The sequence below is a fragment of the Rosistilla carotiformis genome (assembly GCF_007753095.1).
In the GTDB taxonomy this organism is placed as follows: domain Bacteria; phylum Planctomycetota; class Planctomycetia; order Pirellulales; family Pirellulaceae; genus Rosistilla; species Rosistilla carotiformis.
Window position 1 is genome coordinate 2,930,421 of sequence record NZ_CP036348.1, and the last position, 16,806, is coordinate 2,947,226.

A 16,806-nucleotide genomic window follows, 5' to 3' on the forward strand; every position below is an offset into this window, starting at 1 on the left:
GCAAATGTGTTTGGCTGGAAGTAGTAAATCAGGTTCTGGAAAGATATAAAGCAATCGTTCCAGCGATACATCGATCCAACAAGCCCTGCGAATCGTTCACGGTTTGTACCTTCGTTCCATGAGATCGGTCACTCATGCCGGCTCATTTCTCGTTGTCGAACAGCGGTCATCGGCAATCGCTACTTTTCAAATCCGCGAGCATATCTCGACCGCATCCGCCAACCTGAGAGCCAACACATGAGATCTGTTTACCCGATCGCCACTTCGACGTTGCTGGGATTGATATTGTTGGGGCCGGTTTCAGTCGGACTCGGGCAAAAGCCCAATCTGGATCGTACCTTGCGGACCGCGGACAACTTTGAACCGGCGATACCACGTTCGGATCAGGACGACGTTGTTGCGACGAAGCTTGCGAAGCTGAAGAAGGAGACCGGCCGAAAGCCGAATATTCTTTGGTTGGTCGTCGATGACATGGGATACGGCGACCCGGGATGTTATGGCGGCGGTGCCGCGGTCGGTGCGGCGACTCCGAATATCGATCGCCTGGCGCGGGAAGGGCTGAAGCTGACCAGTTGTTATTCGCAACAGACATGCACGCCAACGCGTTCGGCGATTCTGACAGGGCGACTCCCTCACCGAACCGGATTGACGCGGCCGATCCTAGCGGGCGACAAACTCACCAAGAATCCTTGGGCGGACGAAGTGAGCTTGGCGAAGTTGCTCAGCGACGCCGGCTATTTCACGATGCTCACCGGTAAATGGCATGTGGGAGAACCCGAGGGAATGCGGCCGCACGATATCGGCTTCGATGAATATTACGGCTACTACCCGGCGCAGAAGGAGATCTCCCAAAGGTTCGATTCCCGCCGGTTCCCCGATCTTGTCAACGATCCGGAACGAATGCGGGCCTTCGAGGCGATTGCGCCTGACAATCACCTCACCCACGGTTTCAAGGGTGGCCGCACCGAGAAGCTTGCACAGGTGCAATCGCTCGAAGACATGGGGCGAGCCGAAAAGGTCCTGGCTGATTTCACGATTGAGAAGATCAAAGAGTTGGCCAAAGGGGACAAGCCCTTCTTCATCGAACATTGTTTCATGAAGGTTCACTGCGACAACTTTCCCAATCCAGATCTCGGGCCCCTAAGCGCCGCGAAGTACTTCTAAAAGGAAGCCGTTGCCGAAGTCGATCTGCACGTCGGTGAAATCATCAAAGCCTTAGACGAGGCGGGCGTGCTGGAGAACACGTTCGTCTTCTTCACCAGCGACAACGGCCCGCAGATGGATGGATGGCCCGACGCGGGCTACACGCCGTTTCGTGGCGCGAAGGGGACCACGTTTGAAGGAGGTGTCCGGGTTCCCGGCATCGCCTACTGGAAAGGAATGATCGAATCGGGCCGCGAAAGCGATGACCTGTTCGACCTGATGGATCTCTTCGGCGTTGCCCTTAACGTCGGTGGCGTTAAACATGACACCTTGCCAACCGATCGGTATTACGACTTCATCGATCAAACTTCGTTCCTGCTACACGACGAAGGTCATTCCCAACGTGAAGCCGTCTACTTTTGGTGGGGCACGGAACTGATGGCCTGCCGGATGCGGGAATATAAGGTACACCTCAAGGTTGCACTTCCCGAATCGACGCACATGCACATCGACTATGCGACCATACAGGATGTTGGACTAGCACCGTGGCTGTTCAACCTCTACATCGACCCGAAAGAGCAGATGCCAGTCGGCCACCGCCGAAATGCATTCCTGGCAACGGTCCTTGGGAAGCTTAAGCAACATGCTGCGACCTTCAAAAAGTATCCACCCAAAGACGTCGGGCTGTAATTCGCCGCAGCGTGATCCGCGATTCCTCGCTCGCCGCCGTCTCACACTCTGACGTCGGCGGCGAGTTCCTTACCTGTTGTTAATACGATTCAAGAGCTTCGGGAAAACGAAATGATAAGAACTCTATTCTGTGCCGGTTTCCTGAGCTTGATCGCAGCGATTCAACCGAATCAACTCCTCTCGCAATCTCCTCCCGATGACGGATCGGTTCTTCCGTTTCCTCCGCAGGAAATGAAGAGCGTCACGAAACCTCGGTTGCAAGATTCGCAGATGAAATGGCCCGAGCCTGCGCAACGATTGCCCAAGGATTCGCCGAACATCTTAGTTGTGCTTGTCGACGATGTGGGCTTTGGAATCTCGGAGACTTTTGGTGGGGAGGTCCACACGCCGACGTTGACCAAGCTTGCGAACGAAGGACTGCGATACAACGCCTTTCACACAACGTCTATCTGTTCGCCTACTCGAGCTGCATTGTTGACGGGGCGGAACCACACGCGTGTATCTTCGGGGACGATCGCCGAACGGGCGGTTGCCTTCGACGGTTACACAGGTGTTATCCCCAAGACGGCCGCTACATTTGCCGAGGTGCTGAAACAGTATGGATATCACACCTCCGCGTTTGGGAAATGGCATAACACCCCGGCGACAGAAACGACTTCGATCGGCCCGAAGGATCGCTGGCCCAACGGCTACGGCTTCGAATACTTCTATGGCTTCCTGGCCGGCGAAACATCGCAGTGGGAACCGCGACTTGTCGAAAATTATGATGCCGTCGAACCGCCGGAAGACGAAGGCTATCACCTCACCGAAGATTTGACCGACAAGGCGCTCGCGTGGCTCGATGCTCAACAGGCGTTTGCTCCCGACAAACCCTTCTTGATGTATTGGGCATCCGGCGGAGTCCATGGGCCACACCACATCTTTCCCGAGTGGGCCGACAAATACAAAGGCAAGTTCAACGACGGTTGGGATGCCTATCGCGAGCGTGTTCACCAACGACAACTCGATATGGGGATCATTCCACCAGGGACGAAACTCACGCCGCGCGACCCCACGATGACCGCTTGGGAAGATATCCCCGCAGACCAGCTCGCATTTCAACGTCGTGGGATGGAGATCTTCGCTGGCTTCGCCGAACACACCGACGCGCAGGTCGGCCGATTGGTTGCCGGACTGGAGGAACGTGGGCTGCGGGATAACACGTTGATCTTTTACATCTGGGGCGATAATGGATCGAGCGCCGAAGGCCAGGAAGGTTCGATCAGTGAGTTGCTTGCGCAGAACAATATTCCCAACACCGTCGAACAACAAATTGCTGCACTCGACAAGATCGGCGGACTCGATGCGTTGGGCTCGCCCAAGACGGACAACATGTATCATTCGGGATGGGCTTGGGCTGGCAGTACTCCATTCAAAGCCACCAAGTTGGTCGCCTCACATTTCGGCGGCACTCGGAATCCGATGGTTGTCTCGTGGCCAAAGGGGATCAAACCCGACGCAAAGGTCCGCGACCAGTTTCATCACGTTGTCGACATCGCGCCGACCATCTACGAAATCCTGGGGATCACTCCACCGCGAAGCGTCAATGGTCTGGACCAGATCGAGATCGACGGCACGAGTTTCGCTTACACTTTTTCAGACGGCGATGCACAAACCAAAAAGGACGTCCAGTTCTTCGACAACAACGGCAGCCGCGCGATCTACAAAGACGGCTGGGTTGCCTGTGCGTTTGGCCCGTTCATTCCGTGGAACACACCAGCATCGGTTCCTCGCGTTGCGAAGTGGGATTCTGCTTCGGATGAATGGGAGCTCTACAACATCAGCGAAGATTTTTCAGAAGCCAACAACCTGGCGGCGGACCAACCTCAGAAGCTCGAAGAACTGAAGAAACAGTTTCTTACGCTGGCAGAAGACAACAACGACTTTCCAATCGGAGCTGGACTCTGGCTGCGGCTTCACCCCGAAGACCGCGTGAAGACCGCTTACAAAAGTTGGAACTTTACCGCCAACACGAAGCGAATGCCGGAGTTCGCTGCGCCGGGTATCGGCCGCCAAAGCAATAAGATCACGATTGACCTCGAAGTTCCCGAGAACGCCAACGGCGTGCTTTATGCACTCGGCGGCGCTGGCGGCGGCGTCACGGTGTACCTGGACGACGGACATCTTGTTTACTTCTACAACATGTTCATCATCGAACAGTATGAAGCTCGCAGCAGTCAGCCGCTGGAAGCCGGTAAACATAAGATCGAGATTGAGACGACGATCGCGGGGCCGGGCAAAAGTGGCACGGCGACTCTGATCGTCGACGGCAAGCGAGTCGGTCGAGCCGAACTTGTTCGTACGGTCCCCACCGCTTTCTCGGCGAGTGAAACCTTCGACGTCGGCACGGATCTCGGTTCGACGGTATCGCTGAACTACTACGACAAACGCCCCTTTGCGTTTAATGGGACGATCAACCGTTTCAAGGTGGAGCTGAAATAACCGACTTGCTTTTTTGAGCTCTCTATTTTCCGCCCTATCCGAGATGCTCACCGTCAAAGCATTCACCGCGTGATACAACGGCCCATGATCGTAAAGATCATGGGGGACGGCATCGAGTAGCGCATCCGCCCCGCAGCTAGCATTTGCCGGTCGAGAAGGATGACGAGATTGGAGTTCAACTCCCCCGCACCCAGAAATCAGTTGCAAAACTGGATAGTCGGCATCGTGAAATCCGTGTATCCTTCAGGAATTGACAAGAAATCTCCGTAACTCATTGCTATTCAAGGAGAAACAGCTTGTTGCAAATCAATGCGACCAGCCGATTGAATGCAAGTCGAGGCGGTTGAATTCGAAACGAAATCCTCGCATTGCTATCGCCTCGCGCCGCGATACCATGTTTTCAACTCAGGAGTCCTCACGATGGGACGTGTCGGAGAAACGATACACACGATCAACACCACCGTCCGCACGTTCCTGATGGTCTGCGTCGCGGGCATCCTGGGAAGCGCCGGATACGTGACGTACGATATGTTCGACGCCGAGCGACGCAAGCTGGCCGAGACCGAATCGGCGCTTGCAACGGCTCAGGTCGAACTCGAAAACGCCGGCGTCGAGATTGCGGAACAAGCCAAGACGATTACGCGGATGGAAACGGCGCTTCAGTTGTTGAAGGTCGACCAGCGTCTGGCGCGGTTGGAAGTGCTCAGCCAGCAACCGCAACTGGCGTCGGAGATGGTTTCCACGACCGTCCGCTTCACCGAACTCTCGCCCGAGGGGAACCCGATCGGCAAACCAAAGGTCTTCACGATCGATGGTGATGTCGTCTACATCGATAACTGGGTGGTGAAGTTCGAGGACAAGTTTGTCGAATCGGCCGACATCGCCCGCGGTACGTCGCTGACCCTCTTCCGCCGCGTCTTTGGCGAACACCAAACACCCAGCGATGGCTTTGTCATCGACGAGGTGGGGTCGATGCCGCAGGCCTATCTGCGAGGCGGAGAGCCCAACGAATTCGAGCAGGAGATCTGGTCGAAGTTTTGGGAATTCGCCAACGATCGCAAACTGGCGGCCGAAAAAGGGATCCGCGCCGCCCATGGCGAAGCTGTCTCGGTGAAGACCGAAGCGGGCAAGTCGTACCTCATCGAATTACGAGCTTCCGGCGGGCTGTCGATCTATCCCGAAGACCGCCCCGTCGACGCCTTGGGCGAAAAATCCTGAGCTTCTCCCAAATGGCTTCTCCCCGCGAGCATTTCACGCCGCGAGCACATCACCCGCCTGGCGCAGCCGGGAGGGTCGGAAAACGAGCGTTTAGCCAGTTTTCCGGGGAGGGCCTTACGTCGGTTCGATCGCCTTGGATTTGTCCCGGGACTCCCCTCCCCGAACTTCGCTTCGCTAGTTCGACCCTCCCCTGCCAAACTGCGTTTGTGGGAGGGTGAAGTCTCGCGTTGGCAACAGGCACTTCACCCGCCTAGCGAAGCCGGGAGGGTCGGAAAACGAGCGTTTAGCTAGTTTTTCGGGGAGGGCCTTACGCTGATTCGATCGATGCGGAATTACCTTGTGGACTCCCCTCCCCGAACTTCGCTTCGCTGGTTCGACCCTCCCCTGCCAAACTTCGTTTGTGGGAGGGTGAAGTCTCGCGCCGGCAACATGCACTTCACCCGCCTGGCGCAGCCGGGAGGGTCGGAAAACGAGCGTTTAGCTAGTTTTTCGGGGAGGGCCCTACGCTGGTTCGATCGATGCGGAATTGCCTTTTGGACTCCCCTCCCCGAACCTCGCTTCGCTGGTTCGACCCTCCCCTGCCAAACTTCGTTTGTGAGAGGGTGAAGTCTCGCGTTGGCAACAGGCACTTCACCCGCCTGGCGCAGCCGGGAGGGTCGGAAAACGAGCGTTTAGCCAGTTTTCCTGGAAGGGCCTTACGCTGTTTCGATCGATGCGGAATTGCCTTGTGGACTCCCATCTCCGAACCTCGCTTCGCTGGTTCGACCCTCCCCTGCCAAACTTCGTTTGTGGGAGGGTGGAGTGTTGTGCGGTCCTGCTTTAATCTGGTGCGGATAGCAAACGACTGCTTGCAGCTCATCGCGAACATTTTAAAAGCGATGGGAATCGATACCTCTTTGACGCTCAGACCTACAGGAAATCATGACTAAACCAACGCTTGGATCGCTCGAAGTTTTTGACGACATCGCCAGTATCAGCCGTCAGGCATGCGACGATTTGATCCCGTTGTGTTGCGATGCGATCACAGCTCGCGGCGTCTGCCGGATCGCGCTGGCGGGCGGTTCGACGCCGAAGCTGCTGTATCGATTGATGGCCGAGAACCAGCAGGCGTTCGATTGGTCCAGGATCGAATTGTTCTGGGGAGACGAACGGAACGTGCTGCCCGAGCACGACGACAGCAATTTCCGGATGGTCCGCGAGGCGATGTTGGATCACGTGCCGATTCCCGAGGCGAACGTCTTCCGCGTGCCGATCGATCCCGATGATCCCGCAGCCACTGCTAGCGCGTACGAAGCGACTTTGAAGTCGCAGTTCGGCGGCGATTCGCTCGACTGGGACCTGGTGCTGTTGGGAATGGGAGACGATGCGCACACCGCGTCACTCTTCCCACAAACGACAGCGATCGACGCCAACGACCGTTTGTTTGTCGAAAACTGGGTTGAAAAATTTGATACCTTCCGCCAAACGCTGACCGCTCCGGCGATCAATTCCGCTCGCAACGTCTGGTTCCTGATCGGCGGTGCTGGGAAGCGCGAAGCGTTACAGCATGTCTGGGGTGATCGCCAAGCGCCGTCGGAGTTTCCATCGCAATTGATCCGCCCGGTGACCGGCAATCTGCGATGGATGATCGCTGCCGATGCGATACCCGAAACGGCATAGTCAACGAAGGATGGAGTTGCCGCTGCAGCGTCCCTCGCCGCAGCATCTACTCGTCGACCTATTCGATACCGGCCAATTCGCACAGGTGCGCGTTGGCGATCGGTTGCGGGCAGCTCCAAACCAGAAAGAAGAGTGCTTCGCGACACCAGCGTCCCGCGGGATGTCCCTGGACAAAGCCGGCGCCTTTGGCGGCCGTCAACGCCGCCTGAGAGGCTCGCAGCGCCAACCGATTGGCCCGGCCGCGCAGGTCGGCAGTCGAACAGACCTGGTTGCCGCTAGCGACACTCAACAGATCGACTTCTAAATTGCGGACCTCGGTCTGCAGTTGCTCGGCGACCGGAAGTAGCGTTTCGCGTTGTTGCGCCTCAGCCGCCAGGAAATCGACAGCCGCCTTCGATAGTCCAATCGCCAGAGTCGACGTCTGCAGACCGCCCGTCCCCGCGCCGACGCCTTGACTCATCACATCTTCGATCGGTCCGGCGATCAAATCGTCGGGGCCGATCGCGACATCTTGCAGATCGACTCGATCGGTCGCGCTGGCTGAAAGGGCAACCAACGGGATACCGGCTGCCGCCACGACGCCTGGGCGATCGGTGGGGACGGCTGCCAACAATTGCCGGCCGTCGTCGAGCGTCGCTCCCACAACAATCACATCCGCGTGCGCCCCGCCCGTTACCCAGGGGCTGTAACCCGACAAGCGATACCCGTCGCCGACCGCTTCAGCTCGCAGCACCGGCGTGCTCAGATGGCGACGACTGGTCGTCAGGTGACTGATTCCGACCGTCGCAAATTGACTGCCATCCAACAGCGGCGGCAGCCAGCGTTTTTGAAGCGTTTCGTTTTCGCAGCCTTCGATCCGTCGGCATGCTCCCATCCGCTGGGTGATGACAAATGTGGTCGTCAGGTCGGCAGCGGCCAGCCGCAAATAACCTCGCGTTTGATCGGCGTCGGACCATCCAAACCCGCCCGCAGTGGCAGGCATAAACCAACGGAAGACTCCCGCCGCGGCACAAAGGTGCAACTGCGCCGCCGGCCAATCACCCGATCGGTCGGTCTGGTCGGCGAGCGTCTGCAGCCGATCGCACAAGGCGTCCATCGCAGCGGACTCGGGAGCCTGCACGACTTCAACGGCTGCATTGTCTGCGGGTTGATTCATTGCGGCTGCTCCTGTGTCAGAACTTCGCTTGCCGTCGGATCGTGGTCGACGGGAGGATCGTGAAGCATGCCGACGCTTTTGGCAATCAGCATTGCCACGGTCGCGTCACCAGTGACATTGACGGTGGTCCGGCACATATCCAACAAACGGTCGATGGCGAAGATCAGCGCCAGCCCTTCTTCAGGGACGCCAATCGCACCCAATACGATCACCAGCATTACCATCCCGGCACCGGGTACCGCGGCGGACCCGATCGAAGCCAATGTGGCAGTCAAGACAATCGTCAATTGATCGCCCAGGGTCATGTCGATGTTGTACGCTTGGGCGATGAACATCGCAGCAACGGCTTGGTACAGACTGGTGCCGTCCATGTTAACCGTCGCTCCGACGGGCAGCACAAAACTGGCGACCTCTTCGTCGACTCCAAGATGCTCCTGCACGCGTTCCATCGTCACCGGTAGCGTCGCGGCGCTGGAACTGGTCGAAAAGGCAAGCAGTTGGGCCGGGGAGATGCCACGGAAAAACGAAGCATAACTGCGGCCAGTAAACAGGACGACTAAACCGGGATAAAAAACAAACGCCATCAGCCCCAGTCCCAGTAGAACGCAGAAACCATAAACCGACAGGGCGATCAGCAGGTCGGCGCCTGGCGCTTCGACAATCAATGAACTCAACAGCGCGAAGACGCCAAACGGGGCGGCGAGCATGATCAGGTCGACAAGCTTGAGGATCACTTCGTTCAAGCCATCGAAGAAGTCCTTGACCGGTTTGGCCGATTCATTTGGAATCAGGATCAAGCCGATTCCGAAGAAGACGACGAAGAAGATGACCTGCAACATGTTCCGATTCGACGACGAAGCGGAAAAGATGTTGTCCGGGACGATGTCGATCAACGGTTGCAGTGGGCCTTGCGATTTGGTCGCTGCCGCTTCGGCTTTGATCTTATCGATCTGGAGCGATTGGGTCGATTTCGCTTGCCCATCGGCATTGTTGCCCAACAGGTCATTGCGCGTCTGTTCGGTGATCGAACGGCCAGGAGCGATCACGTTGGCAACGACCAATCCCAGCGTGACGGCAACGATGGTCGTGAACAAATACAACAGGATCGTGCGGCCACCCATCCGCGAGAATTTCGAAATGTCCTGCAGGTCGGAGACGCCTTTGATCAGCGAGGTGATGATCAAAGGGATCGCGATCAGCTTGAGCATGTTGACGAAGATCTGCCCAAACGGCTTGATCCAATGGGAGGTGAACTGGATCCATCCAAAGTGCGACGCGATCAGTCCAAAGACTAGCCCGGCGAGCATGCCCAGGAGAATTTGCCAGTGAAGGGCAAGACGAGGTGACGACATGTGCGGCTCTTAGGATTCGAGGAGGGCAAGCGGCGGCAAAGCTATACGCTATCGAATCTGGCACGATTTGCAAGCAAGCCCCGTGCTCCTCACGCCTTTGGACAAACGAAAACAGCGGACCGATCGAATTCGGTCCGCTGTCGCGATTTGTCGGTGGTGATTGAAGGGCGAACTCATAGCACGCCCTTGATCGATCACTCCAATGGTTACGGCATTTGGAAAGGTTGTCCGTCGTCGCGAGCGATCATCTTTTCGTAGACGCTGTCGACTAGCGACGCATCGGCGTTTTCTTGAGCCGCGTTTGTGCTGAATTCAACCGTTTCGGTGACGAACTTTACGCTGCCGTCGGCCAGGGCGAACTGAGCACCGCCGGGATGGTAGCTGGAGAAACTAGCGTTTGCGACGTTCGCAACCCCAAGGCCGTAATTGATTCGGCCACGCGAGGTGCCTACAGCAGAGCTTAACCACTGATTGTAGTTTGGAATGCTGCCCGTCGCTGTCTGTTGAACACCAAAGAGGGTTGCCGCACCATCGATGACGAAAGTATTGTTCGTCGAGTTCTTGTGCTGCCAACGGCGTTCACCAAACATCAACGTGTTCGAGGTGCCGTCGATGATATCGCGGAAACTGACGCTCGTGTTCTCCAAGAAAAGACCTTGGTGACCACTTGCTGAAATCGTGCCCGTCGCACCACCGAGCTTACCGACGATGATCACGTCGCCTACGGAGTTGGTACCAACGTAGCTGCAAGATGCAACATCGATGTCAGCAGGAGCCGAGTTCTTCAGCTTCCGATAGGTTTCACTGTTCAAGTCGGGAGCGACGTCCGAAGGACATTTGAAGGTGCTGATTGGCACGCGCATCATCGCTAGGGTCGTGGTGTTGGTTAGATTGGCTCCAATGCGGCTGCCGCCAACATTCAACTGATCGTGCAGTGGTGCTTGTTCAACAAACGGCAAAATCAATGCACTCCACGCCCATTTCGACTCACTCGTCGTCATCGTTGGAAGTGTTTGATTGACCCAGCCCGCTGGGAATGTTTTGTAGGTGTCGTGATAGTTGTGGCAGGCGAGGGCCACATTCTTGAGGTTGTTGCTGCATTGCATCCGTCGTGCCGCTTCGCGAGCTGCTTGAACCGCTGGCAATAACAGACCGACCAAAATGCCGATAATAGCAATGACTACAAGTAGTTCCACAAGGGTGAAACCGATTCTGCTGCGTCGTGGCATCAAAAGATGCTCCATTGAAAAAGGGTTGGAAATACTGTGCCTCGAGATCGTGCAAACAGACCTCTAGCCAGTTCAAGTGGACGGGGAACGAAAAGTCGATGCAGGCCGGTAAAGAGCTTGAAGGCATGCACCTGGAATCCAAGCGAAGTCTTTATGCTTGTAATTCCTTGCGGGAATCTCTTTACATCGAGATTGTTTGCATTTCAGCGAGCCAAAAAGCTAATGAGAGCGAAAAACATCGTCAAGGTAGGCCGACCGTGTCGGTATTGTCTGTTTCATTCTAACATTCAACTGCGATTCGGCTAACAAGTTTCGGTGAAATGAACAATTTTCCCTACCACCACAACGCAGGTGGATGCCAGTTGTACCGATACAATTTTATAAAATCTTCGACAATCGAATCGCCCAGGAATTTTCCACGGTGATTTGTTTCGCGACGGATGGCACGACCTCCGGTGCGTTCATTGGGAAACAACGGCTGGTAGCTTGCCCAACACTCTTCACTGCCTGTTCAACCAGAGTTGCAATCGGCGGCAGGCGAGAACCTTTGGTGATATTCCGTACGCCTTAGGCAGCCATTGAACGGACAGTTAGTATTTTCTTGGATCTGTATTTTTAGGGAAATTGGGGAACGTCCGGTCGCTCTAGGTATCGATCTCTACTTCGACTTGTTTCCTCTAAAACGCGAATCGACTAGAGAAACTCCATTTCGTGGCCATCGGTGCATTTGGGCTGCGTGTTAGAAAGTCCCTGTAATCGTCTGTTAGTGGTAGGTTATGCCCTTCTTCTGTGTCTTTTGGACTTCTCGCTACGAAGTGTTCTTCTTTCGATAGGGAACCCTCCTTCCAATCGGTCGTTGGTGAAAATGGAGGTGCCGAAGTGTTTTTGAGGTGATGCTCCAAGGGAAGCTTTCGGGATCGGGTGGTGCGAGGGAACGGTTGCTGGCGAGGATGCTGCCCAAGCTGCCGATGTAGAGGGGATTACCCCTTCCTAAATTCCAGGCCGTGAGCCGTCGTGGGGCTGGGACGCTTGCACGGAATGTCGTGTGATTGCGAGCGCTGTTGTCATTGGAGCCACACGCAACTCAGGGGGCTTCGCAAGGCTCGTCTGTCTCTTCAAAGCGATGTTTCCAGCGATTCATGGTCAGCGGCGACTCCTCGAGCAGCGGCGACAAGTGTGAATTAGCGGGTTTGCCGGTTCCGAAGCATCGCCGTGCGCTGGGCGGAACCGTTTGCCGGTGTGTCCCGGCCGCCACGGCGCGATACAATCGGAGGATTCAGGGGAGCGGCTGATCCGCCTGTTTTGCAGAAATCAACGGACGATAAGAATCCATCTAGGAATATCCGACATGTTTGGCCTTCGGCTTGGCTTTGAGCATCCCGGCTACTTGGCCCTGCTGGTATTGATCCCCGTCCTTTGGATCGCCAGCTATCGCGGGTTGGCGTTGCTGGGGCCGATTCGGCGATCCTTTGCGTTGCTGTTGCGCACGCTAGTTGCCGCGGCGATCGTCTTGGCGCTGGCCGGAGTTCAGTTTGTCTGGACCGACGACCGGATGACGGTCATGTATCTGTTGGATCAAAGCGAGAGCATCCCGGCGGCCAAACGGGATGCAATGCTGCAATACGTGATCCGCAACGTCGCCGCCCAACGCAACACGGCGCGCGCCGACCGGGCCGGAATCATCGTCTTTGGCAAAGAGGCGGCCGTCGAGATCCCCCCCTTTGACGATGACATTCCCGATCTCCGGCGCCTGGAAAGTTACCTCGGCCGCAAGGATGCGACCAATCTCGAGGCGGCGCTCAAGTTGGCTCAGGCGGCGATGCCCGACGACACCTCGCGGCGGATCGTCGTCGTGACCGATGGGAATGAAAACCTTGGCGACGCGAGTCAGTTGGCGACGCGAATCGCCAGAGCGGGCATCGGGATCGATGTCGTTCCGGTCCAGTTGGATGCGACGTCGGAAGTGCTGGTCGAAAAGATCGATCTCCCCCCCGATATCCGCCGCGGCCAACCGTTTGAAGCGCGCGTGGTGATCAACAACTATTCTCCCAGTGGCGAATCGAAGAAACCGATCCCGGGGCGGTTGGAGGTGACTCGCAAACTGGGCAGCGACGAACAGGTGCTGCTGAACGAAGCGATCACGCTGGACCCCGACAAACCGACGGTCTTTCCGCTGCGCCACACGATCGACCAACCCGCTCCCTACACCTATAAAGCCCGCTTTGTTCCGGACGATCCGGCTAGCGATGCGGTCAGCCAGAATAACGAGGCATCGGCTTACACGTATGTCCGCGGCAAGGGACGCGTGTTGTTGATCGAAGATTGGGCCAAGCCGGACGAATATCGCGAGATGATCGAGACGCTGCGTAAAGCGGACATCGAGATCGTTGTCATGCCCAGCAACAATCTGTTCACGTCGATGGCTGAACTGCAGGCCTACGACGCAGTGATCATGGCGGGCGTGCCGCGGACCAGTGGCGAGGATGCCGATTCGATCAGCGGATTCGACGACGATCATATCGAGATGCTCGTCCGCAACACCCAACAGCTCGGATGCGGTCTTCTGATGCTCGGCGGTCCCGATGCGTTTGGCGCTGGCGGTTGGGCGGGAACGAAACTTGAAGAAGCGATGCCGGTCGATTTTCAGATCCGCAACACCAAGGTGCAGGCGATCGGCGCGTTGGCAATGATCATGCACGCCTCGGAGATGGCTCAAGGGAATCACTGGCAGAAGGTGGTCGCACGCAGCGCGATCGAAGCGCTTGGCCCCGCCGATTATTGCGGCATCATCCACTGGGCCGCCGGCGGCGACCAATGGTTGTGGGGCGGGCGAACGGGGCTGTTGCCAGTCGGCAGCGGGAATCGCAAATCGATGCTGGCAGCGGTCAGCCGGATGACGCCGGGCGATATGCCCCAGTTCGATCCCGCGATGCAGATGACGCTGGCTGCACTGAACGCGAACCAAGCCTCATTGAAACACTGCATCATCATCAGCGATGGCGATCCCAGCCCAGCGGCCGGCGGAACAATCCGCGGATTCGCCAACGCGGGAATCAAGATCAGCACCGTCGCGGTCGCATCGCACGGAACGATCGGCAGCAATCGTTTGCGCGACATCGCCAAAGATACCGGCGGCAAATATTACGAAGCCAAAAGCCCCAAAGCGCTTCCCAAAATCTATCAACGCGAAGCCCGTCGCGTCTCGCGTCCGTTGGTCTACGAACCGCCTGGCGGCGCCACGCCGCAGATCTCCCTGCGGCATCCGGTCCTCGAAGGGATCGACGCCCCCTTGCCACCGATCTCCGGATTTGTGCTGACCGAAGTCAAACAGAGTCCGTTGGCTCAGGTCTTGATCCGTTCGCCGATGCCCGAACAGCCCGACAACCAAACGATTCTCGCCGCTTGGACCTACGGACTGGGCCGCGCTGCGGTGATGACAACCGACACCGGAAAGCGTTGGGCAACCGATTGGCCGCAGTGGGATGGATACGACAAGTTTTACAGCCAGTTGGTCCGTTGGATCATGCGGCCCAGCGGCGACACGGGCAAGTTTACGATGGCAACCAAAGTCGAAGATGGCCGCGTTCGCGTGGTCGTCGAAGCGCTCGACAAAGAGGACGACTTCCTTAACTTTCTCGATATGAACGCCTCGGCGATCGGACCCGATCTCAGCCCGCTGCCGCTGCAGATGCGGCAGGTCGCGCCGGGGCGCTACGTCGGCGAATTTGCGGCGGATGAATCGGGCAGCTACTTCTTAAACGTCGTGCCCGCCGCCGGCGAAGCGCCGCTGTCGCAAGGCGTGACGGTTCCCTACAGCAACGAATTCCGCGTTCGCACAGTCAACGAAGCGTTGCTGCAGGCGCTCGCCGATACCGAGCCGAGCGGAGGCGAAGCGGGCCAGTTGACCGAGCCGTTGGAAAAGTCGAGCATCGGGGCGCTGACCGATCACGCCACCTTCCGCGGCGGACTGGCCCATGCCCGCAGCATCCGCGACGTCTGGCCGCTGTTTGTTTTGGCCGGGTGCTGCATCTTCTTGGGGGATGTCTTCATCCGCCGCGTAGCGATCGATTTCAGTTGGATCGGCCGCTTGCTGGCCTCCCGTCGCGGACACCCCAGCGACGCCGAGAACTCACAGACCGAGAGGATGGCAGCGCTGCGCAGCCGCAAGCTGGAGATCAACGAGGAACTCGATCGCCGCCGCTCGGCAACGCGGTTCGAACCGCAAGGCGATCCGACGCCGGGCAGCTCGACATCCGCTGCCGCGCCGACGTCGACAAATCGACCACCGACGGGAACTCCAGCCAGTCTAGAGCCACAAAAAGAAGAGAAGAGCTACACCGAACGGTTGCTGGAAGCGAAGCGGGCGGCGCGGCGAAAGTCGGACGAATCTTAGCCGAGACATGCCGCCTGATATCGAAGCAGCGAGCGACGCCGGAAACGTGTTGCTGGGCAAGTCCGAGTTGCGATTTGAAGTATCCACCGGTGGGCGTTAACGCGGCGTTGTCCAACGAACCAAGACACTTGCGCCCACCCCCGTGTGCCACTGGCTCCGCCAGTGTAGTCGAGTGAAGCACGGGCCGAGCCCGTGGCACCCAGAACACCAACGTGTGCTCTCCTCCGTGTGCCACTAGCTCTGCCAGTGCAGTCGAGTGAAGCACGGGCCGAGCCCGCGGCACCCTGAACACCAACGTGTGCTCGGCCTTCGTGTGCCACTGGCTCTGCCAGTGCACAGCCGAGTGAAGCACGGTCAGAGCCCGTGGCACTCCGAACTTCAACGTGTGCTCGACCTTGGTGTGCCACTGGCTCTGCCAGTTCAGCCGAACGAAGCACGGGCAGAGCCCGTGGCACCCTGGACTCCAACACGTGCTCGACCTTCGTGTGCCACTGGCTCTGCCAGTGCAGTCGAGTGAAGCACGGGCCGAGCCCGTGGCACCCCGAATTCCAGCATGTGCTCTCCTCCGTGTGCCACTGGCTCCGCCAGTGCAGCCGAGTGAAACAGGGGCAGAGCCCGTGGCACCCTGAACTCCAACCCGTGCCACCGATTTTGTGGCATCAGCCGACGGCGGGTGTTTACAATACACCGCTTTCCCAACCTCGATGGAGCCAACTTGCGATGCGTCTTCTTGCCTGTCTATTGATCGTTTGCAGCGGTGCAGTCTGTCTTTTGGTTCCCACGGCCGCCGACGCTGCGGATCAAACTGCCGTCCATCTGGAAGCCAAGGTGGAAGTGGAGATGGATTATCTGTTGTACCTGCCGAAGGACTACGACCAGCAGAAAGCGTGGCCGCTGGTGCTGTTCCTTCACGGAGCGGGTGAGCGTGGCAATGATTTGAACCTTGTCAAAATGCACGGCCCGCCTCGGTTGATCGAAGAGGGGAAGGAGTTTCCGTTTATCGTCGTCTCGCCTCAATGTCCCAAAGGTCGCTGGTGGCGAGAGTTTGAATTGACGGCGTTGTTGGACGATGTGATTGCGACGCACAACGTCGATCAGGACCGCGTCTATGTGACCGGATTGAGCATGGGGGGCTTTGGCAGTTGGGGCTTGGCGGCGTTCAGTCCCGATCGTTTCGCCGCGATCGCACCGATCTGCGGCGGCGGTGAACCTCGTTCGACAAGGAACTTCAAACACGTTCCGGTCTGGGCGTTCCACGGTGCCAAAGACACAGCGGTTCCGTTGGAGCGAACGCAGGCGATGATCGACGCTTTGAAGCGGCAAGGGGCGGAGCCGAAGCTGACGATCTATCCCGAAGCTGGCCACGATTCGTGGACCGAAACCTACAACAACCCCGCGTTCTATGAGTGGTTGTTGGCACAAAAACGCGTTGCCAAAGAGGACTGATAGAAACAAAGGTTTGCCCCGCCGCGGCTGGCCCGCGGC

8 protein-coding genes and 1 pseudogene are annotated in these 16,806 nt (G+C 57.6%); 6 read left to right on the forward strand and 3 right to left on the reverse strand.

Translation table 11 applies throughout. The annotated features are described in order from the left end of the window. Positions 1-321 precede the first annotated feature (321 nt). The 4 genes and pseudogenes from Poly24_RS27380 to pgl form a co-directional block, all read left to right on the forward strand. Positions 322-1,833: pseudogene (locus tag Poly24_RS27380) on the forward strand (arylsulfatase); the annotation flags it as partial. Between the two features lie 111 nt (positions 1,834-1,944). After that, positions 1,945-4,314 (forward strand): sulfatase-like hydrolase/transferase, encoded by a 2,370-nt coding sequence (locus tag Poly24_RS10785; protein WP_145094519.1) that lies wholly within the window; start codon positions 1,945-1,947, stop codon positions 4,312-4,314. Positions 4,315-4,734: 420 nt separating this feature from the next. Next, complete coding sequence (locus Poly24_RS10790) at positions 4,735-5,532, forward strand: hypothetical protein (RefSeq protein ID WP_145094522.1); 798 nt, start codon at positions 4,735-4,737, stop codon at positions 5,530-5,532. 921 nt (positions 5,533-6,453) lie between these two features. Beyond that, positions 6,454-7,191, forward strand: coding sequence for a 6-phosphogluconolactonase (pgl, locus tag Poly24_RS10795; RefSeq protein ID WP_145094525.1), 738 nt, complete (start codon positions 6,454-6,456; stop codon positions 7,189-7,191). Positions 7,192-7,249: 58 nt separating this feature from the next. Here pgl and Poly24_RS10800 read toward each other — a convergent pair whose 3' ends face one another. The 3 genes from Poly24_RS10800 to Poly24_RS10810 form a co-directional block, all read right to left on the reverse strand. Beyond that, complete coding sequence (locus tag Poly24_RS10800) at positions 7,250-8,347, reverse strand: acyl-CoA dehydrogenase family protein (protein ID WP_231753574.1); 1,098 nt, start codon at positions 8,345-8,347, stop codon at positions 7,250-7,252. Continuing rightward, a complete protein-coding gene (locus Poly24_RS10805) occupies positions 8,344-9,699 on the reverse strand; it encodes a dicarboxylate/amino acid:cation symporter (protein WP_145094528.1) in 1,356 nt (451 codons plus the stop codon). The genes Poly24_RS10800 and Poly24_RS10805 overlap by 4 nt, the downstream gene beginning before the upstream one ends. 206 nt (positions 9,700-9,905) lie before the next feature. Continuing rightward, the gene (locus Poly24_RS10810; RefSeq protein WP_197452484.1) at positions 9,906-10,928 is read right to left on the reverse strand and encodes a DUF1559 domain-containing protein; all 1,023 of its coding nucleotides are present in this window, start codon (positions 10,926-10,928) and stop codon (positions 9,906-9,908) included. A gap of 1,348 nt (positions 10,929-12,276) precedes the next feature. Between Poly24_RS10810 and Poly24_RS10815 the strand changes: the two genes are divergently transcribed. Further along, on the forward strand, positions 12,277-15,321 hold the full coding sequence (locus Poly24_RS10815) for a VWA domain-containing protein (protein WP_145094534.1): 3,045 nt from the start codon (positions 12,277-12,279) through the stop codon (positions 15,319-15,321). Between the two features lie 720 nt (positions 15,322-16,041). Next, positions 16,042-16,767 (forward strand): carboxylesterase family protein, encoded by a 726-nt coding sequence (locus Poly24_RS10820; protein WP_145094537.1) that lies wholly within the window; start codon positions 16,042-16,044, stop codon positions 16,765-16,767. The last annotated feature ends 39 nt before the right edge of the window (positions 16,768-16,806 follow it).